Source organism: Clostridium culturomicium (genome assembly GCF_000821305.1).
GTDB classification, from domain to species: domain Bacteria; phylum Bacillota; class Clostridia; order Clostridiales; family Clostridiaceae; genus Clostridium_J; species Clostridium_J culturomicium.
This window is the reverse complement of sequence record NZ_CCXK01000013.1, coordinates 73,798-94,919: the sequence shown is the minus strand read 5'-3', so window position 1 is coordinate 94,919 and position 21,122 is coordinate 73,798. Positions and strand designations below refer to the sequence as shown.

Genomic DNA, 21,122 nt, shown 5'->3' with positions numbered 1-21,122 from the left:
CTCTTATAATAACACGTATTTCACCAAGATGCAACACCTTTTCTAAAATTTATAAATTATTTTTAAAATATCCAGTAAACTCATGGATCAAACCGTTGTTTTGACTAAATTTTTATTCTTTTTTTGATTAAATCTTTATTAAAAATACGCTTCTTCGCCTTAAAAATTCAGACTCTTGCAGCTCTAAATTTTATAACTGATTCTCATACTTCTTATTTTCAATTTCTCTATACTCATGCATTTTATGTTTAAATAACTGTGCATTTGTAGGTGGTGTAAAAGTAATTCCATTAGCACCAGCTTCAATTGTTTCTAAAATTGATTCGTCCGTTGGTCCACCTGTAGCGATTATAGGTATCAGTGGAAATTTCTCTCTTATCTTGCGAACAATATTTGCCGTATTTGCTCCACCACTTACATTTAATATATCTGCTCCTGCATCAATCTTACTTTGAATATCCGTAAGCTCAGATACCACCGTTACAATTACAGGAATATCAATTGAATCCTTCACGAATCTTATAGTTTCATCAGGGGCCGGTGAGTTAAGTATGGCTCCTATTGCTCCTTGAAACTCAGCATGCAGTGCAATGTTTGCCGACCTAGTTCCATGAGTTAATCCACCACCAACACCACATAAAACTGGTATATCTGAAACCGATAATATAGCTTGTGTAATTGTTGGCTGTGGTGTGAATGGATATACAGCTATCACAGCATCAGCATTTGTATTTTTAATGATGGCAACATCCGTTGTAAAAATAAAAGACTTAAGTCTTTTCCCAAACACTCTTATACCTGATGCATTTGCAATAACATTAGGTACTGGTACATAATGGCTTCTTAACGCTGATGTTAATTCCGGTACATATTTTACTTTAGAATTTTTCATAGTTTTCACCTCTTTTATTAATACTACTTTTTAGTTTTCCTTAAGTGAACCTCCAAAAGTGACACTCCAAATCTTGATTTGGTTAGTGGAACTTTCACAGTGTGCATCTTTGATTTGGTATATGTAAACTTAAGTGACTCTCAGAATCTTTGATTTTGTAAGTAGAACTTACTTAGTAGAGCTCGCCTTTAAATTCGTCTTAAATGAGTTTCATTATATATAATTTAAATAATATTTAGACACTTTGCAACAATATTATTTCACACTCACAAACTTCTAATACTTCCGTTAATTCTTTTCTTTTTATTCTTGCATACGAAAATAGAGCTGAAAAGTTTATTTACTACCTTTCAACTCCCCAATTTATAAATCTTATTTATCTCAAAAGTTCTGGAATATAATAGTCTTCATCACTCTTAACCATCTCTTCAATCTGCTCAAAGGGGTAATTAATTAAGAATATAACTGTAACTTCATTGTGCTTTTGATAATAAGCAATCATATTAATAATCATTTCTCTATCATCATGATCTATTTCACTGTGCACTGTTATATTCAAAGATCCTGGCGAAGGATTAGGTCCATTAGTAAGAAATAAGGTCATATTTCCCTCTTCATCCCAGTCATTAATAGCTACCACTATATTATCTCTAAAATTAATCTTAAAATTCTTTATTGCCTCAATGACTTCATTATCTCTTAGAAACATTGCCTTCTTAAAGGCTTCATCAATGTTAAAAGTGTTTGTTGCATTGGTTGGGATAGCATAAACCCGCCCTGTTTCATCTATCGGAAAAGCTCTTAACTTTTCAAATGCTTTCTTTTCAATACTCTTTATGTATTCTTCTCTTAAGTCAAATACCACTCCCATAATTATGTGTCCCCCTGATGTATATTAATTAACCTTTTATAATGCCTTGTTAGTATAACATATTTATTATAGTGATTTTTGTCGAACTATTTGTTGGTTGTATTTTCCAAAATATTTTAGAAAACTTATAAGCTAGTTTTTATTGAAAAAATATGACTCTAGTGCCAAACTAACACTTTCAACCAATAATTATGGTTTAGAAAACCCTACTACATTTTATAAATATAATGCCTCATCTAAACATTCCTTAAGTGCTACCCTTTATCAAATATACACTCTCTTTATAAAGAAATATTTCTACATTAAAATAATAACACCCAAGTAAAATACGTAATTATTCTACTTGGGTGCCATTTATCTTATATATATTTTTCCCATAACCATAACTAAGCTTACATTAATATCTTCATCAAATATAATTAGGTCAGCATCTTTATTTTCTTCAATTGACCCTTTACATGATTCAATTTTAAGAAGATTTGCTGGAGTTAGTGACATCATTTTTACAACTTCATGAAGAGGCGCATTAGTACTTTCTCTAAACACCCTTACTAACCTATTAGTTGTTGCTACACTTCCAGCGAAAGCAGTACGGTCAAGTAATTTCGCTACATTGTCCTCTACAAGTACCTTCATACCTGTCGTCTTAGCCCCTAAGATGTACTCTCCATCAGACATTCCTGCTGCTCTCATGGAGTCTGTTACGAGACATATTCGTTCTGAACCTTTAATTTTATAAATAAGTTGTAATAGTTCCTTTGGTAGATGCTTTCCATCCGCTATTACTTCTACAAATAAGTCATCATTTAAATATCCAGCTTCTATAGCTCCAGCTACTCTATAAGCATTTATTCTTTTCACTCCTGACATAGCAGAATAGAAATGGGTTAATGCTGATAATCCATTATCATAGGCTTCAAAAACCTCTTCACATGTAGCATCAGAATGAGCTAAAGAAGATATAATTCCATGTTCTTTCAAAGTCTTAAGAAACTCTTTAGACCCATCTAATTCAATGGCAAAAGACCAACGAATAATACGGTCTGTGCTTTTTAGAACTTCTTCATATTCTTCCTTTGAAGGATTTCTTAAATATCTAGGGTCTTGAGCTCCCGCTTGTGACGCTGCAAAATAAGGTCCTTCTAGGTGTAATCCTAATATATTAGGTAATCCCTCTTTATTTAAATCTAATTTATTAAATAACTTAACAAAATTTATAAGTGATTCCTTAGTACTTGTAATTGTTGTTGGGACTATAGATGTAGTACCATAATTCATATGAGTTTTACAAGCTAAGTATATACTCTCTAAATCACCATCCATAAAATCTGCATTTCCCGCACCATGAGTATGAACATCTATAAATCCTGGAGATAAATACTTTCCTTCAACATCTATAACTTCATCAACGCTATCATTAATGGCTTCATTTAGAACTACCTTTTCAATTTTATCATCAACAACTAAAACCTCTCCCAATGATATTTCATTAGGTAAAACTATTCTAGCATTTTTGAATAATACCTTTTTCATCTTATAATCCTCTTATTTCATTTTTAAAACGACTGATAAATTGATTATTCCATGCATCTCCACCCTCAGCATTGCCACTCATCCAAACTGGTGGTTTAATTCCTTCATCTACTAACATATTAATTGCTTCAATTACTACACAATTTAATACGTATGCATTTGCAAAGGTACTTAAAGCTCCTATTTTCTGCTCGAAATCTGGAAGCTTAATTACTGCATCTCCCACTTTTACTTTACAGTCAATTGTATAATCTACTATATCATGAAGATTTAGTTTTGATGGATGACGAGCAACATGGTTAGCTGGAGAGTTATTAGCATGTTCATGGGAACTTATTCCAATAACTGTTGCCCCCTTAGCTTTAGCTTCTAAAGCAGCATCTATAGTTGCTGAATTTATTCCATAAGCATTAACAACAATTATAAGATCTCCTTCACCAATTCCATAATCGTTGATTATTATTTTTCCATAGCCAGGAAGCCTTTCAACCTGCATAGATTTTAAAGCACCACCACTTAGCATTGTTTCTGTATTTAAAATAGCATTAACATGCATAAGTCCTCCTGCCCTAAAGAAAATCTCCATAGCAGCTAAATTAGAATGCCCACCTGGTCCCCAAATATATACTAGTTTATCCTTCTTAACATGCTCAGCAATTACTTTAGCAACTGTTAATATACGCTCTTTTTCATTAACATGGATATCATCAATGATGCCAACAACCTCTTTATAATAACTTTCCATAACTAATCCTTGTTTCATGATCTATCTCTCCTCTACTAATTCTTTTATAGCTTTCCTAATTATTTCTTCTATATTTGGTTTATATGTTCCTGATAAAGCAAAATATAATGCAGAGCCCTCTGGTTCATAACCACCCTCTAATATCTGTTGCTTAGTGCAAACATACCCTATCATTCCATTAGTGTATGATACCGAAATTGCAGAAGCATCTAATTCCTTTGCAAATAAAGCATAGTACTGTGATAGTTCACAATTATAAGTTAGAAATGAAATTTCCTTAGCATAATCAATCATTCCAATTTCTAAAACTTCAAAATCTCTATTTTCAACTTCTAGAACTTTTTCAGCCCATTCTCTTTCAACTTTATCATTGGAATCTTTCATTTCTTCTATGCTTGATATATCCTTTAAATTTTCCATATAAAGAGGAACTTCTTTCACCTTTGAATCTAAGTTCACATCTATCTCTACACCTTCATCATCTAATATCTTGCAACAATCTTCATAGAAGCTAACTGCAAAATCTTTAACCCTATCATAATTACATGGAACAAACTTTTTGCCTAATACGGAATTAGGTCTTAAATCTGCCGTACATCCTTGTAAAAATAATGAGTTACTTCCTTCAAACTTTTCGTCTAATAGTCTTAAAGCTATTCCTGGATAATCTGGTTGAATAAAGTTCTCATCTGATAAATTAGCATGACAGGGATAATGAATTAATGTAGCCTTAAGAGTTTCATCTGGTCTATAAAACCCAACAAGAGTTAATACTCTATCAGCTTCCACCTCATAGTTAGGTGCCATTTTAACCTTTCCATCTTCAATAACTCTTCTAAACACATTTAGCTCTGATGTTCCTTTATAAAGCCTTGGATGAACTTCTTCCATATTACCCATAGCCTCTCTTATACACTCTAACACCTGAACTTTTAAGAATTCACAATATTTAGGCTCAAAAGTTTCCAATGTAGCAGTAAATCTATTACTTGTTGGAGGACCTGAATGATTATGAGATGCTACCATAAATACTTCATAGGTAGAAAATCCAAAGATTTCTTTAATCTGTTTCTTCATTTCAAAGACAAAATCAGAGCCCCACCAAAGTAAATCAGCATAAATAAAAACTATTCTATTACCTTTATCTTCATGAATCTGAACTCGAACATAAATATCTTCTTTAACACCCGTAAGTGTCTCTGCCCTAGTAGCATATCCACAAAGTCTTACCTTACATTCCGGTGTTATTTTTATCTTTCCAACCCCTAATTTCATTTGTAACTCTCCTATTTACCAAGCTCTACAATTTTAATGTAATTACGTAATATATGGAATGGGTCTTTAACCGGCAATGCTACAAGCTTATCCTCTGGTGAACCATCTCTTTTTCTTATTTGAATCCATTCCCCAATTTCCTTATTAGGGAATGTATCAAATACATAATTTGATGCCTTTTCATAATAAGTCATCATTTCCTCATCGCCACTTAACTCATATAAAAATAAGAATAAATATAATATTTCAGAGTGAGGCCACCAAAGTTTCATGTCATTAGTATCAAGAATTAGCTTTTCATAATCGCTGCCATTGTACTCACCCTTTGGTACACCACCTTCCTTATCTACAAATCTTAATAAACCACCATACTCTTTGTCCCACCCTAAATCAAAGGTTTTCTTTGCAATGTATATAATCTTTTCAAGGTATGGCTCTACATCATCATAGTCTTTTAAAAACTCAATAATAAACCATAAGTCTTCTAGTGTATGTCCAGGATTTATATGTCTATCAAGAAGTCTTGTTTCATAGTTTTCACTTGTAGATACATGTTCTCTTATCAATCCATCATCATAAAATACCGTCATTATAGTATCAATTTGAGAAAGGCCAAACTGAATCTCATCTTCAAAATCAAAACCTATTTTTTTCAACATTCTAATAATTTCGTAAGTTGTATTTATTAAAATCATAGGTATAGAATGAACTTTATACCCATCTGGAATAGGATATGGCTCTGTTAGATAATTATTTTCACCTATTCTTTTTACTACACTTTTATACAATCTATAAGCTTCTAAAGCCGCTTCCCTAGATTCTATAATGTTAGCATATTGTGCCATACCTATAACAGCAAAGCAATCTGCAAAAATGCTTGCATCATATCTCCCTGTTTTTTCATCAATTAATTTATTACCCTTATAATCTACCAGGTAACAGCATTTATCATCATAAATGCCGTACTTACTTATAAAGTTGTAGGTTTTATCCATATGAGCCCTGATATGCTTAGAATTTATATTCTCAAGTAGCTTATTCTTTTCAAGCTCATACAGCTTACCTAAAATAAACAAATATCTTCCTTGTGACCAAATAAATTTATTATCACTGATTTTTTTATCACCATAATTATTTATACAATTTAATATCCCACCGTTTTCAGAATCTTCAAACTTTTTCCAATAAGGAACAAAGTCATCTTCAATCTGGGCCTTATAAAACTCTAATATATCAGACCTCATATTATATACCTTCCTTAATCTATTAATTTAATCCTGCTGTATGCTCTTTTATTTCGTGACTACCACCTAAATCATGCATTAAATTTTCAATTTCTTCTGGAACTTTATATCCAAGTACATATTTATTTAGAAGTGCCATTCCAGCAAAGATTATAAATGACGTTGCAAGTGGTGCAATAAGAGCTACATCAGCTTCTAATTGTAAGCCCATCTTAGTTAATACGAATACACCCAATCCACCTATCATTGATGCTATAGCTGCTTTAGCATCTGCATATTTAAACTGTGGCATTAATCCTAATAATAAAGGTATAGCTGTTGGTCCAAGTAATGCAGCAAACCAAGTTAAAATTAATCCTGTTACTCCGCCTAATTGATCTCTGAATAAAGCTACAAGAATAGTTAATGCAGTAAATATAATTGTTGTAAGACGTGCATAGTGTAATGACTCCTTATCATTCATGTTTCTTAGCGAAGGTTTAAATATTGGTAATATATCACGAGTTAAAACTGATGATATCGTGTTTGCATCTGAAGTACACATTGATAGTGTATTTGCAAACATTGATGCTAAAACTAAACCAACTAATCCTGCTGGTAAGAACTTATTAGTTAGCATGGCATATAAATTTGCCTCTGCTTCTAATTGTGTTAATCCTGGGAATATAAATGGTCCACACCACATTGGGAAGAATAAGATAAATGGCCAAATCAAGTAAAGTCCTGCTGATAAATATGCCGCTTTCTTAGAATCCTTATCATCAGGTGTAGATATAAATCTTGCCGCCAAGTTCCATGTTCCACCGTTGTAACTAAAGAATATTACGAAGAAATATAATAATGTCCACGATAATGAACCTTGTCCTCTACCAGATAAAAATACTTGTGTATTTGCCTCTGGTAAACTTGAAAATACAGTAAAGAAGTTTAATCCATATTCTGATAGGTGCATAAGCACCCCAATAAATAGAGCAAGTCCAGCTATTATTTGAACTACGAATTGTGCAAAATCTGTCCAAAGGTCTGCAATTAATCCACCAATAGATATATATACTAATGAAACTAAACTAGATACTACTATACCAACCCATATTGGAATCCCTGTAAATCCATATAATAAAATACCCATTGAAGCCCATTTTGCACCTACATCTAGCAGTTTAACGATTACCCCAGAGATAGCTACTATTAATTGAGCTGTTGTATTATAACGCATTTTTAAATATTCCGTTGGAGATTGAATTCCTAGTGCCCGTCTTAATCTAGGCCATCTTGGAACAATCAATATAGATCCTAGTATAATTGCAATTGTAATATTTACTGCCCACCAAAAATAAATTGATATACCTTTAGCATATGCAATCCCAGCATATCCTACAAATACAACCCCTGAATAACCAGATACATGATGTGAAATACCAGATAACCACCATGGAATTTTACCACCACCAACGAAAAAGTCTTCTGAGCTTTTAACCGATTTTACAGAATAGAAACCAATAATTAACATTACTACAAAGAATAAAATTACCATTAAATAATCTAACCAATGCATTTGCATAATAAGAACCCTCCTTATTTTTTTATTTGCTCATTAAATTTCCCTTAATCCCCAAATGAACTTTGTTTTTCTTTAGCTATTTACAATTATTTCTTTAGTGTTTTTCTTTTAACTTTTCTAATCTTTTCTTGGCATAAAACTCATTAAACTCCTTATTTTTAGGTGCTTCCTCACCTCCTTCTATTTTTTCCATAGTAATTATATATTCCTCAATATCACTTGTTTTAAAATGTGACATTAAAAATCTATCTAGCCTCATCTCTTCCCTTGACATATATTTATTCCAAAACCAAAGATAAGTTAAAATTAACACAACAGTAAAAAATGGTAATAGGAAGTATCCAACAAATAAACTAAAATGCTTCAAAATATTTATTTCGATAATACATCCATACATAACTATTGCTGTAACAGTTAAAATTGGAATAATTAGCGCTAATACTATTTTTAAAGTACTTTTAGTACGAAACTTTTCTATTTCCCTACATACAGCAATTTCCATAAAACGTTTTCTATAAGTCTTTAAAAATTTTTCACTAATAACTACACGCAACTTCTCACCCTTTTGTTGATGCAATGGTGATATAACTTCCACAACCCTATTAAGGAAATCATACTTATCTAAATCACTAGAGATATACAGTTCCACATCATAAGGGATAGGTATCTTTAAATCTAATGGTCTAAAATCCTTATACTCTGTAGCTCTCTTTGGTAAACAACTAAACTTCATAAAAATTTTGTAGATAATAGCTAACGAAATAGCAAGTATGCTATAAAATATCCACTTAGTTTCATATGTTAAAATAAGTCCAAGAACCATATTCAGTAATAATAAAGGTATAATCCCTATTAAGTAATATTTGTTAATACTTTTTACTTTCAACCCTATCCCCTCTTCTCAAGTAATCATTTTATCTATAACCTTGATGCACAAGGCCCATCAATATACATTCTTACATTCTTCACTGTTCTTAATATAGATGCAGGACATTTTTCACTAATATCACCTTTTAATGCTGCTTCAACCGCTGCTGCCTTGTTAATAGTTGGAACTATACAGAAAATAGCTTCACAATTGATAAGAGTTGGAATAGTAAGGGTAAGTGCCTTTTTAGGTACATCATCCATTGTAGGGAAACATCCATCATTAACTTGTTGTATTCTACATGACTCCTCTAACTCTACAACCTTAACTACTTCTGTGTCATTAAAATCAGCTACACTTGGATCATTAAATGCAATATGTCCATTTTCACCAATCCCCATAAATACAATATCTATGTCCTTTTCTTTAAGTAGTTTTGAATATCTCTCACATTCCTCACTTGGATCAGCCATACCATTTAGTAAGTTAACTGATTTAAATGGCACTCTTTCAAATATTTTTTCATTTAAGAATCCTGTAAAAGATCTACTATCCCCTATCTCAAAACCTATATACTCGTCCATGTGAAAAGCATTAATTCTTTTCCACTCTACTTCATTTGAAGTAATTAAACTATTTAAAAAATCATTTTGAGATGGTGCTGCTGCAAAAATACAGTTAATTTCATCTTTTTTAGCTAAAAGTTCTTTAATGCACTCTATAGCTTCTCTTGCAGCTACTAAGCCCATTTCCTCTCTAGTTTCAAAAACCTTTAATTCTACATTGTCATAATTTAATACCTTCATTTTTGCTATCTCCTCTTCATAGTGATATTTCTAACTGATTTTCTTTCTATTAGTGTTGGTTGTAATAAAACCTGATTACTTTCAACTTCTAATCCATTTATACGCTTTAATAACATCTGTGTTGCAATTACCCCTGTTTCATATGATGGCTGATTAATTGTAGTTAATGCTGGTGTTACCATACCCGATACTGAAATATTATCAAAGCCAATAACAGATATATCCTGTGGAACCTTAATTCCTTGGTCCATTAAACGACTTATAATACCTAATGCCATGATATCGTTAATAGCAATTACCGCTGTTGGCAATTTTTCTTGTTTCAGCAATTCTTCTGCTAACTTACAGCCTTCTTCATATTCATAGTCTCCACTCTTATTATCTTTATTTAAGGGATCTGATAAAGTTATTATTAAACTTTGCTTTAGTCTGATTCGGTTATATCTTAACGTATCCTGATATGCTTGCTTAATAACCTGTCTACTTTTTCTATCCACAACACCTGCTAAAAGAGCAATTTCTGTATGACCATTATCTATTAGATATTGCACTGCCATTCTTCCACCTTTGTAAAAGTCAAAAGAAACAGCATCATAACCAACATTCATAAAATTTTGGTCAAACATAACAGCCTTAATTCCAGAATCCAAAAGTTCAATAAAATATTCATCTTGATTACTAATACTTGATAACATAATGCCAGCCACATCTTTTTCTTTAAACATCTCAATATGCCTTTTTTCTATTTCAGTATCGTTATATGAACTACAAATAATAGGTATAAATCCACATTTTATACATTCATGTTCCACTCCAGACACTATCTGTGCATAGAAAGGGTTTGTTATACTTGGAATAATAACTCCAATCTCTCTACTTGGTACCCCTCTCAGTCTACGGCTAAAAATATTAGGTTTATAGTTTAGCTCTTTAGCTGCTTCAATTACCCTTAATTTGACTTCTTCCTTAACTGGGTAATTTGTATTGTTAATTACTCGTGAAACAGTTGTAATAGATGTTTTAGCTTTTTTTGCTACATCATGTATTGTTACGCATTGCTCGTTAATTTGTCTCCCCTCCTATAGCTTTTGAAAAATTTTTAATTTTCAAACTTTTAGCAGAAAACCTTTTCTAGAAAACCTTTTCTTAATTTTATAACGCCTAAAATTAACAGTCAATCGCTTTCCATTTTTTCCATTATATTTACAATATATATACTAAATATAATTTATAGCTTCAAACGCCACTGCATATACTATTAATAAATCATAAAAATAAAAAAGTTTATTTAAATAAAATAATTTTTCTAAAATAACATTGTAATAATTAAGTAGTTTTCCACGCATTTTCTTAGCATATTTTCCACTACAAATTAATATAATCTACCACCCCAATGTTAATTTTAACGTTAAACTTATTAAATATATTAAAAAGATATAAAAATAGAGACGATTAGTTAAATATAACTTTCCCACCTTAAGACGATAAAAAACAGGGAGCAATCTAAACCATGCTCCCTGTTTTGTCCATATTTAATGCTTTTCGAACAATGCCAGCATTTCTTCTGTCAGTTCACCGTAGCGAGGATTATTTCTCTGACGAATACGTGGCATATCAATTAAAAACTCTTTTTCAATTCTACTTGGTTTTGGAGCCATGAAGATAACACGGTCTGCCAAATATATAGCCTCATCAACACTATGAGTTACGAAAAGAATAGTTTTCTTGTGCTTTTCCCAGATACTAAGTAACTCCTGCTGCAAAACAATACGAGTATAAGCATCCAATGCTCCAAAAGGTTCATCCATTAAAAGCACGTCTGGGTCATTGGCTAGTGCACGAGCAATGGCTACACGCTGCTGCATACCGCCAGAAAGTTCATAGGGAAAAGCTTTTGCAAACTCCTGCATATGAATCATTTCCATATAATATTCAGCTCGTTCTAATCGTTCTTTTTTTCCAATGCCAGCAAAATCCAAACCTAATGCAATATTATCACGCACATTAAGCCATGGCATCAAAGAATAATTTTGAAATACCATTCCAATTTCCTTGTGTGCACCTGTAATTGGCTTTCCACGATAGATTACTTCTCCCTCAGTAGCACTTTCTAGCCCCGCAATGATACGAAGCAAAGTAGATTTACCACAGCCAGATGGCCCAAGAATACATACAAATTCAGATTCAGGTACAGAAAGATTTACATTGCCCAATGCAGCAACCTTGTCCCCTTTGCCCGTAATAAAGTCTTTCTTTACATTTTTTAATGTAATACAATCCATAAGTATCCTGCCTTTCTTTCTCATTATCTGATTTTACTCTCCCAAGAAAAGTATCTTCTAGAAATCACTTTAAAAATAGCATCGAGAAGTGCTCCTACAACACCGATGCATATCATCCCAGTAATAACAAGGTCAATACGTGCCAATTCATAGGCATGAGTGATAAGATAACCTATCCCACTAACAGATCCCGGCAGCATTTCAGCCCCAACCAGACATCCCCATGCAGTGGCAAGACCAAGTCTCATGCCGTTAAGAATTGTTGGTGCAGCACCTGGAAGCAGGACTTTAAAGAATATATCCTTCTTACTTGCACCAAGTACCATTGCAGATTCAATCAAGGTACGGCGCACATTATGTACTCCAAAAACAACGTTATTGACAATTGGGAAGAAGCTGCCAAGTGCAATGAGAAATATCATAGACAGCTTAAAGTTATCCCAGAAGACGAAAGATTTGCCATAGCCAAGTTGAACCATGGTGGCAAGGCTGGAAACACCAAACCAGCCCAGAACCAAAGGCTGCCATGCCAAAGGTGGAACTGGTTTAAACAGATTGATGAAATTTTCAAAAAGATTGCTGATTACTTTAAAATACCCCATGAGAAGGCCTAGTGGAACTGCCACAAGCACACCCAGTCCATATCCCAAAACAACTCGAATCAGGCTGTATCCAATGTTTCTGGGTAAAGAGCCCAGACCAATGAAGTTGTCAGTTGAATGGATGAAGTTGTAGACGATTTTGCCAGGAGATGGCAGCACTGCCTGATTGCTGATTATTTTGGATGCAAAGATCCATGTGATAATCAAGAGTACTGGAAGTAAAAATGGCGTAATCCACTTCATTTCATTCATCAAATTTTTTTTCTCACCTAAACTTGCCTTCTCCTCTACTTTCATTTCATTTAAATTAAGTTTCATTTGTATTCACCCCATCTATTAACTACACTTTAACCTTCTGGATTCCAGTAAAACTAATTTTCATTTATACCTCTACCAAAATTGCTTTCCTCTCAGACAGAGATGGAATTACTAACCTCTATGATGGTAAATACTATTTTTTATTTACCTTTTTCATAATCTCAAAATTGAAAAGAGTTTCTTTTGCAGTTTCAAAATCATTCTCAATTAATTTGCCACTGAATTTACCCATTTCTTTCATGGCATCGTAATAAATGTTTATACCATTTACAAAAGTATCATCTGGAAGAGTGCTATAAACGATTAAAGATTTTGGTAGAATATCTTTTTCTACCCCAACAATGTCAGCTAGCATTTCACCTGTTTTTTCTTGGTTATTGTTTGCATAATCACAGGTATAAGTAATAATTTCACCTAGAGCTTCAATTACTTCTGGATACTTTTCTACGATTTCATTTCGTGCAGCATAGCAGCAACATGGGAAGTTTTCCCACTTACCTTCTGGCAGTTGATTAAGAGTAGAGATAATTTTCCCAACTCCACTTTCCTCTGCATTCTGTGGATGAGGCGCTGGACCAGCCCATATTTCAACCTGACCACTAGATAAAGAAGGAACAAGATTTTGTACACCTTTTAAGTCAACCATAACAACATCAGCTTCAAAGTCAGAAGCATCTTCTGTTACTTTCAGACCAGCATCTTTCATAGCTGCTTCAAGAACAACACGAGGACTGCTGATTGCAGAGTGATAACCAGCTTTTATAGGCTGATCTGCATTTTTCGCATATTCAATAAATTCAAGGAATGTATTATAAGGAGCATCTGCTTTTGCAGCAATGGCAACACCATCACATTGGATTGGTGACAGAATGCTCAGTTCAGTGTCAACGTCGTATGCAGTCATCATTGCAGTAGAAGATGTCAGTGCGATGTCAAGATTTTTCTGACTCATCATTGTTGCACATTCACTACCGCCTTTAGTAACGATACGTTTAATCATAGCAATGGTTTCACCATTTACCTGCAATTCCCCCATATCTTGAGACAATGGATTGATACGAACAGATTCCTTTTCAAACAATTCAGGCGCAAGAAATGGAAGGTACATAATACCAGTATGCATTTCGTTACCCCATGATAAATTGATGGTTGGAACCTCTTTAGTTTCTTTTTTTCCTGCAGTATTTGTTTCTTCCTTCTTATCTGATCCACCAGTGCTACAAGCAGTCATAGCAAGGATCATTACAGCTGTAAGAAGAATAGACAAAATCTTTTTCATAATAATTTCTCCCCCTTTTAAACTTTGTTATTTTAAATACAATTTGCCTTTACGCCACATCATTGTAGCATTTAAAATACAAATTTTTCAATAATTATTACTTTTTTCTATAGAACTTTACTGACTTATTAAAATTTTCAAGAAAATCACACATATACATTCAACACTTTTCTCATAATATACAAGTTCATTTTATTAGTTAAAAAATAACGCGACTAGTGTTAGCTTTGATTATTAATAAATAGAGCAAACAAAAGCTATGTCTATAAAATGACATAGCTTTTATAAAATAAAGTTAAGGTATATATTTATATAATAAGTATTACATGCTAAGATTTAAGTAAATATTATCATAATTATAAATTTATGGAGCAATGGAGGTTTAATATGGCTGAAGATAGGATTTTATTTAAATGCATTTTAAATGATTCTGTAGAGGATTTTATTGAACATAATAAAATTATTTATTCTAAACGATACCTAGTATTTCAAATTATTCTATCACTTATTCTAATTATTACTTTTCTGTCTTTCACTTTTTCTGAAATGAATCATTATTATGTATCTTTTAAATTTGCTACTTTGGAATATTTTACAAATATTGCACGTGCTTTTATGAACCTTATAGTAATAATTGTTATTTTTAAAATAGCTTATGTGGAGAGTTGGATAAGAATATTGTTTATGAGAAAAAATCTTTGTATTGGATATTCTTATGTATGCTTTTATGAGTCGGAATGTATATTTTTCACTGAAGTAGACTCAAAAGCATATTCGAAACTTAATGTGCCGTACTCATTAATTGATAAATCCATTGTAATAGATAATTCAATTTTACTAGATTCCCCAAAGCTTAGATTTTCGGTTTTCAAAGATTCATTTGAAATAGGTAATTTTGATGATTTTGTTAAGTTTATTAAATTTAAAGTAAAAAATTAATTTTAACGCTAAATTTTCCACTAAAATAAAGGAGCATTAGCATGAATTAAGCGAAAGCTTTCTTTCAATTTTCCATTGGAAATAATAAGTTGAAAGATATAATAGAACTGCAAAAAATATATTATGCAAATTAATATAAAAAATAAAAGAAGATATTATATTTTATTCCGATATTAAGAACTATTTAACGACTAGCAACCTCATTATTATAAAACCAATTACAACTGAATTTATAGTACCAATTGTGCGAAAAGATTTAATTAAAAATGTAGATAATTTTATAACTTTCTTAAATGAAAAATTCCCCAATAAAGAGTGAGTAGTCTATTCTTAAGCATAATGCTTGAATTATAATATCATTACTAATATCATATGAATAAAAAAATATTTAAATAGCTCAATATCAAAAAAGAAAACCCTAAGCCACATTACATGGCTTAGAGTTTTCTTTATCTATATTATATGGGGTTGTTGCTTGCTTATTTTGCTGCTTCAGTTAAGCACTGAACAACAGCCTTCTTAATACGCTCTGAAGTTAAAGTAGCTCCAGATACTGAATCCACCTCTACAGAGTTTGTTTCAACTATTTTTGCAGGAATATCCTTAATAGCTCCAGAAGCAATTGCTTCAGTCTCTTTATTCTCTCCTACAACAACCTCTGATATTTTACCATCAGCAATTGTTACATTTACAGTCATTGGGCCTTCTTGTCCATCAACTGTTGCTTCATATTTTCCATCTTTAAGCTCTTTACTCATATCAAATTCATTTGAGCTAGTTTTATCTTTAACAAACAAATCAGCATCTAACATATTTTCTGCTGGCTTAACTGTATATCCTTCTGCTGGCTCAGTTGCCATAGCGTTTCTAGCAGCTAAACGACCAAATACTACTGGTCCCATAACTCCTGTACCACCAGATACGAATTTACCCCAAACACCACCGATAACTTCTCCAGCAGCATATAATCCAGGGATTGCAGTACCTTCTGCATCTAATACTTGTAAGTCTGTGTTAGTCTCTATCCCACCTAAAGTCATTACACATAAAGCGTGAAGACGTACAGCATAATATTTTTCGCCTTCTATTTTATTGTTAGCTAATTTAAAGGCATTATAGTTTTCATCATAGCTACGTCCAAATTCATCAGTTCCACCAGCCTCAACTGAAGCATTATATGAATCTACAGTAGCTTGTAATTTTTCAACTGGTACTTCTATCATTTCAGCTAACTCTTCTAAAGAATCAGCTTCATAAAGTACGTGTTTTCCTGGAGCACCTTCTGCACCAAATCTCATATCATACATACCTGCTGCTTTTTTAGCACGTAAATCTTCAAGTATCTTATCTGTGAATATATCAAATTGAACTGCTTCTGGCTGCTCTTCAAGGGCAACTTCTCTGATTGATGGGTTAGCTTCTGTTTCATTTACAAAACGCTCTCCCTCTTTATTTACAACTATACCACCTGTTTTCCAAGTGTAAGTTGAAGCTATAATTCCAGTTGTTGGATCATCCTTACCTTGAAGTCCCATTGGGAATGTTGGTATATATCCCATTACATCATCATCATGTAAAGCTCCCCCAACCTTTTGCATCATTAATAAACCATTTCCATCAGCTCCTGCTGGTCCTCCAGCAAGGTAGCTTCCACCATGCTCTGTGTACTCTGCCATAAGCTTATGGTTAGCAGAATAACCACCTGTAGCTACGATAATTCCTTTTTCAGAGTTGTAACGAGTAACTTTTCCTGATTGGATATTTTCACCACATACACTCATTACTTGACCTTTATCATTAGCAATTAAATCAGTAGCTTTTGTTAAGTATTCAATTTCAATTTTGCTCTCTTCAGCAATCATTTTATCTAATATTTCATGTGTAGGAGATTTGTAATTAGCTTTATCCTTTGGTTGTGCCTTATATGTACGTGGAATAGAATAAAGTGCATGCTCTGGAGCAAATACAGCACGTTTTCCTTCTGCATCTTTTAACAATTCATATTCACTTAAACCATTATCCCAAAGCCATTGGAAGGCATCTTTGTCTTCTTTAACAAACATTTCAACCATTTCTCTGTTAGGTTTTCCACCAAAATCGCTTCCAGTCTTCATTATATCTTCAACAAATGACTCAAGGGTATCTTCAATACCATCTTCTTCTTGAACAATTGTTTCAGCTGCAGACATTGATCCGCTTGTAAAGTTTAGTGATCCACCTGTCTTGCTAGTAGCTTCAAGGATAATAACCTTCTCAGCCCCACTCTCTACAGCCTCTAAAGCTGCTGACATACCTGCAGCTCCGCCTCCAACGACAACAAGGTCTGCAGATTTTTCTTCATCAAATTTAATTTCCTGTGTTTGTGGATTCTTATCACCTTTGCCTGTTGATGTTGTACATCCAGCAAAAGAACCCATACTTATTGCTACTGATAACAGTAGTAATAATGCTTTTTTCTTCATATAATCATTCCCCCTAATCAGTATGTTAATACTATAACATTATTGTATTTTTTTTAACAACCATCTTTCCATTTTAAAACTTATACAAATCATAACTAAATTATGTTAAATAATGATATAATTAGAATGAAACTTGAAGATGAGGTGAATCATGAGTAATAATAAATTAAACTATATCCCTGTCCTTGAGGAAGACCGTGTATCCAGGTATTTAGCAGCCCTTAAATATAAATTAATTTCCTTTGGATTATGGCAGCAAACTGAAGACTTCTATATTCAGCATGAAATCCTTGGACACTTCAAATTTTTATACATAACTAGGGGCAGCTATACCTTAACTGTCAATGGTGCAGACTATGAAATTAAAAGTGGAGATACCCTATTGTTTCCTCCAGCTGTAACCTATAGTGTAATGTGTGAGGCAGACTCAGACCTTGAATTTTATTTTTTACACTTTGATGTGGCTCCTGTTGATAAAAGAAATCTCCTAATAATGCTCCTAGACTTGCATGGCCCTGCCATATATAAGCGATTAATGACTTCTGCTTCTGTAGCTAACCTTAAACGTCTTAATCAGCAGGCCATGGACCATAAGCCTGGTGTTTATTACAATATAAGCAACCTACTGCACAGCACAATTTTTGCTGCTCTAAACTCCTCTGAACCTAGTGATTTATTGGGACTAGCCAGTGAAATAGCTGCAACTAATGAGGAACTTATTATACAAAACTGCGCTCAATATATTGATGCTCATATCCATGAGCAAATCCTTGTGGATGACCTTTGTAACCATGTTAATGTATCCCAAAGTTACCTTTATAAATGCTTTACAGGTGTTCTAGGGGTATCCACTAAAGATTTTATACAAAAGCATAAGCTGAGAAGAATAAGCATAGAGCTTCTATCTAAAAATACACCTTTGCAAGAACTTGCAGATAGCTACGGCTTCTCCTCTGCAAATCACTTCAGTACAGTGTTTAAAAAGTACTATGGCTGCTCTCCGACGGCTTATAAACAAAAACATGCAGAGCAGTTTAATTCAGAGAATAACATATAAAATAAGTCTTCAGGCATTTTCTAGTGATAAGATATTAAAAACAAGAAAAAAATAAGGCTTGCCACTGGCAAGCCCTTGTTTCCTATATTCTATTCTTATTAAATTCCTCATTTTTTCCCTAACAAGTTCTTTTCTCTTCATTTACGTCCTTCAATACAAACTCCTATAAAGCTTGTCTTTATTTTCCACCTTATATTTTCTTTAATTTCAATTTGCAAATCATAAGATATCCACAAAAGATTAAAAAGCCCATTGGTATAAACATATTATTTATATTTATTAAGGATATTATTGCTAAGGCACATCCACATACAGTTATTGGTATCCCTGTAAACACACCTTCAAATTCACTTATGTTATACTTTGCAAGCCTATAACAGCCACATATAATATAAAATAACATGGTACCTATCCCTATTATATAATTATTTAGTCCATATCTGAAAAGCATAAGAATTCCTGGAGCAACCCCAAAGGAAACAATATCTGCTAGTGAATCAAGTTCCTTACCAATATCACTAGAAACCTTAAGTAGTCTTGCAACCCGTCCATCATACCTGTCAACTATAGCAGCTCCAACTATAAGCATTGCTGCAAAAAAATAATTCTCTTTTATTACTTCAATTATTGACAATACCCCAAAGGACAAGTTTAAAAATGTAAGTATATTAGGAATGTATTTCTTAAACATATATTTTCTCCTCTTTAAATAGTTTAATTAAATCTATATAACCTTTCCCCATCTGAAATACTTTAATTAAATTTATCTAACTTTTCCTTAGATGAAATATTTTAATTAAATTTATCTAGCTTTTCCTCATGGTAAATATCTTCATCCTGCTCCTTAGACAGCTTTTTTATAATCCAATCCTTATAAAGCACGCCTAGTAAAAATCCAATAATGGCTATAACTAATATTACTATAGTCATCCCATAATTTCCTGCATTAATATTAGCTCCCACACTTGCTGATATCATTATCCATGGAAGTCTGCTTATTACAGAAATCACAAAGAATTTTATGGGCTTTAGGTTTGTAAGTCCAGCTACATATATCATAAAATCCTTAGGCAGCCCTGGAACTATAAAAATTATAAATAATATAATTTCAAATTTCTTGCTCTCCATAATATTATTTATCCACTTTAAATTTTTCTTTTTAATAAGATTTTCTACAAAATCTCTTCCAATTAATCGTGCAAAGTAAAAAGCCATACCTGAACCTATAATAAGACCTATTAGATTGTATATTGTACCTAAAGGAATACCGTAAAGATATCCTCCCGCTATTTGAATAACCTCACCAGGAATGGGCGCAATTATAGTCTGCAACCCTTGAAATAGTATAATCATAAGCACTCCAAAGTGACCCATTGATAAAATATATTTCTTAAACTCTTCAAGTGATACAGTAATTAAAAGTAACTTTGGCATATATTTTATTAACAATATAACTAATAAAACCGCAACAACTATTGCTAAAACTTTCATTGTTCGTTTATTCTTCAATATTACTCGTCTCCCCGCAAATATACATTTTCGCAATTTATAAACTTCTTATCTACAATATATAGTTTATAATCAGTATCTTAAGTTTTTCCTATATAAAATCTTAAGAATTCTTAAGTGACTAATAAAATATAGATAAAAATTCATTTAAAATATATACTAAGTAACGAAGGAGGTGGATTCCATATATGAAAAATATTTTAATTGCAGATGATAACGATGAAATCAGAGAAATAGTACGCATTCTTTTAGAAAGTGAAGGCTTTAACGTATCCGAAGCCATTAATGGGGAAGATGCTGTAAACAAAGTTAATGACAATACGGATTTAATAATTCTTGATATTATGATGCCCATAAAATCTGGTTTTAAGGCTTGTATAGAGATTAGAGAAAAATCCAGTGCTCCTATTTTATTTCTTACTGCTAAATCTCAAGACTCAGATAAGTGCATGGCCTTCTCTGCTGGAAGTGATGATTTTCTTTCAAAGCCATTCTCATACACTGAATTAATTTCAAGAGTTAAAGCTCTCCTTAGAAGATACTACGTGTATAAAGGAAAAGAGTTACCTGAAACCTCTGATTCTCTAGAGATAAATGGCCTGAAAATAAATACAAATTCCAATGAGGTCTCTATATATAATGAGGAAGTTATTCTTACGGAAATAGAATATAGAATTCTTTTATTACTGGCCTCCAATAGAGGCAAAATTTTTTCTGCCCAGAATTTATATGAAAGTGTCTGGAATGAACCATACTTTTACTCCAATAACAACACAGTTATGGTACATATCAGAAATTTAAGAAGTAAATTAGAATCGGATGTTCAAAATCCAAAATATATAAAAACAGTGTGGGGAAAGGGGTACAGAATTGAGTAAA

At 32.5% G+C, this 21,122-nt stretch carries 19 protein-coding genes; 3 read left to right on the top strand and 16 right to left on the bottom strand.

The window, feature by feature from the left end; genetic code table 11:
* Nucleotides 1–190: 190 nt before the first annotated feature.
* The 13 genes from BN1075_RS02390 to BN1075_RS02330 all read right to left on the bottom strand — a co-directional run bounded on the left by BN1075_RS02390 (nucleotide 191) and on the right by BN1075_RS02330 (nucleotide 14,276).
* Nucleotides 191–892: a beta/alpha barrel domain-containing protein gene (locus BN1075_RS02390; RefSeq protein ID WP_040191444.1), complete on the bottom strand. Its 702-nt coding sequence runs from the start codon at nucleotides 890–892 to the stop codon at nucleotides 191–193.
* Nucleotides 893–1,268: 376 nt separating this feature from the next.
* The gene (locus BN1075_RS02385) at nucleotides 1,269–1,763 is read right to left on the bottom strand and encodes a hypothetical protein (RefSeq protein ID WP_040191442.1); all 495 of its coding nucleotides are present in this window, start codon (nucleotides 1,761–1,763) and stop codon (nucleotides 1,269–1,271) included.
* A gap of 354 nt (nucleotides 1,764–2,117) precedes the next feature.
* On the bottom strand, nucleotides 2,118–3,296 hold the full coding sequence (nagA, locus tag BN1075_RS02380; protein WP_040191440.1) for an N-acetylglucosamine-6-phosphate deacetylase: 1,179 nt from the start codon (nucleotides 3,294–3,296) through the stop codon (nucleotides 2,118–2,120).
* A 1-nt stretch (nucleotide 3,297) separates the two neighbouring features.
* Nucleotides 3,298–4,059 carry a sugar isomerase domain-containing protein gene (locus tag BN1075_RS02375; protein ID WP_040191439.1) on the bottom strand — a complete coding sequence of 254 codons (762 nt, stop codon included), beginning with the start codon at nucleotides 4,057–4,059 and terminating at the stop codon, nucleotides 3,298–3,300.
* A 3-nt stretch (nucleotides 4,060–4,062) separates the two neighbouring features.
* Nucleotides 4,063–5,316, bottom strand: coding sequence for a neutral/alkaline non-lysosomal ceramidase N-terminal domain-containing protein (locus BN1075_RS02370; RefSeq protein ID WP_040191438.1), 1,254 nt, complete (start codon nucleotides 5,314–5,316; stop codon nucleotides 4,063–4,065).
* A gap of 11 nt (nucleotides 5,317–5,327) precedes the next feature.
* The gene (locus BN1075_RS02365) at nucleotides 5,328–6,560 is read right to left on the bottom strand and encodes an AGE family epimerase/isomerase (protein ID WP_042386841.1); all 1,233 of its coding nucleotides are present in this window, start codon (nucleotides 6,558–6,560) and stop codon (nucleotides 5,328–5,330) included.
* A 22-nt stretch (nucleotides 6,561–6,582) separates the two neighbouring features.
* Nucleotides 6,583–8,121, bottom strand: coding sequence for a sodium:solute symporter family protein (locus BN1075_RS02360; protein WP_235777747.1), 1,539 nt, complete (start codon nucleotides 8,119–8,121; stop codon nucleotides 6,583–6,585).
* A gap of 94 nt (nucleotides 8,122–8,215) precedes the next feature.
* Nucleotides 8,216–9,007, bottom strand: a complete 792-nt coding sequence (locus tag BN1075_RS02355; protein WP_040191437.1) for a hypothetical protein — start codon at nucleotides 9,005–9,007, stop codon at nucleotides 8,216–8,218.
* A 32-nt stretch (nucleotides 9,008–9,039) separates the two neighbouring features.
* On the bottom strand, nucleotides 9,040–9,795 hold the full coding sequence (locus BN1075_RS02350) for a glucosamine-6-phosphate deaminase (RefSeq protein WP_040191436.1): 756 nt from the start codon (nucleotides 9,793–9,795) through the stop codon (nucleotides 9,040–9,042).
* Nucleotides 9,796–9,800: 5 nt separating this feature from the next.
* Entirely contained in the window at nucleotides 9,801–10,607 is an 807-nt protein-coding gene (locus tag BN1075_RS02345) for a LacI family DNA-binding transcriptional regulator (RefSeq protein ID WP_235777746.1), read from the bottom strand.
* A 720-nt stretch (nucleotides 10,608–11,327) separates the two neighbouring features.
* Nucleotides 11,328–12,101 (bottom strand): ABC transporter ATP-binding protein, encoded by a 774-nt coding sequence (locus BN1075_RS02340; RefSeq protein ID WP_040191434.1) that lies wholly within the window; start codon nucleotides 12,099–12,101, stop codon nucleotides 11,328–11,330.
* A complete protein-coding gene (locus BN1075_RS02335; RefSeq protein WP_197072256.1) occupies nucleotides 12,101–12,997 on the bottom strand; it encodes an ABC transporter permease in 897 nt (298 codons plus the stop codon). The genes BN1075_RS02340 and BN1075_RS02335 overlap by 1 nt, the downstream gene beginning before the upstream one ends.
* 133 nt (nucleotides 12,998–13,130) lie before the next feature.
* Nucleotides 13,131–14,276 (bottom strand): ABC transporter substrate-binding protein, encoded by a 1,146-nt coding sequence (locus BN1075_RS02330; RefSeq protein ID WP_040191432.1) that lies wholly within the window; start codon nucleotides 14,274–14,276, stop codon nucleotides 13,131–13,133.
* A gap of 387 nt (nucleotides 14,277–14,663) precedes the next feature.
* On the opposite strand from BN1075_RS02330, the gene BN1075_RS02325 reads away from it, so the two are divergent.
* Entirely contained in the window at nucleotides 14,664–15,215 is a 552-nt protein-coding gene (locus tag BN1075_RS02325; protein ID WP_040191431.1) for a hypothetical protein, read from the top strand.
* A 479-nt stretch (nucleotides 15,216–15,694) separates the two neighbouring features.
* Here BN1075_RS02325 and BN1075_RS02320 read toward each other — a convergent pair whose 3' ends face one another.
* Nucleotides 15,695–17,677, bottom strand: a complete 1,983-nt coding sequence (locus BN1075_RS02320; protein WP_040191430.1) for an FAD-dependent oxidoreductase — start codon at nucleotides 17,675–17,677, stop codon at nucleotides 15,695–15,697.
* Nucleotides 17,678–17,828: 151 nt separating this feature from the next.
* On the opposite strand from BN1075_RS02320, the gene BN1075_RS02315 reads away from it, so the two are divergent.
* Nucleotides 17,829–18,734, top strand: a complete 906-nt coding sequence (locus BN1075_RS02315) for an AraC family transcriptional regulator (protein WP_040191429.1) — start codon at nucleotides 17,829–17,831, stop codon at nucleotides 18,732–18,734.
* Between the two features lie 190 nt (nucleotides 18,735–18,924).
* Here the strand turns inward: BN1075_RS02315 and pssA are convergent, their stop codons facing one another.
* Nucleotides 18,925–19,425: a CDP-diacylglycerol--serine O-phosphatidyltransferase gene (gene pssA / locus BN1075_RS02310; protein ID WP_040191428.1), complete on the bottom strand. Its 501-nt coding sequence runs from the start codon at nucleotides 19,423–19,425 to the stop codon at nucleotides 18,925–18,927.
* Nucleotides 19,426–19,526: 101 nt separating this feature from the next.
* Nucleotides 19,527–20,243 carry a TVP38/TMEM64 family protein gene (locus BN1075_RS02305; RefSeq protein ID WP_148315444.1) on the bottom strand — a complete coding sequence of 239 codons (717 nt, stop codon included), beginning with the start codon at nucleotides 20,241–20,243 and terminating at the stop codon, nucleotides 19,527–19,529.
* 188 nt (nucleotides 20,244–20,431) lie between these two features.
* On the opposite strand from BN1075_RS02305, the gene BN1075_RS02300 reads away from it, so the two are divergent.
* On the top strand, nucleotides 20,432–21,121 hold the full coding sequence (locus BN1075_RS02300) for a response regulator transcription factor (protein WP_040191427.1): 690 nt from the start codon (nucleotides 20,432–20,434) through the stop codon (nucleotides 21,119–21,121).
* The last annotated feature ends 1 nt before the right edge of the window (nucleotide 21,122 follow it).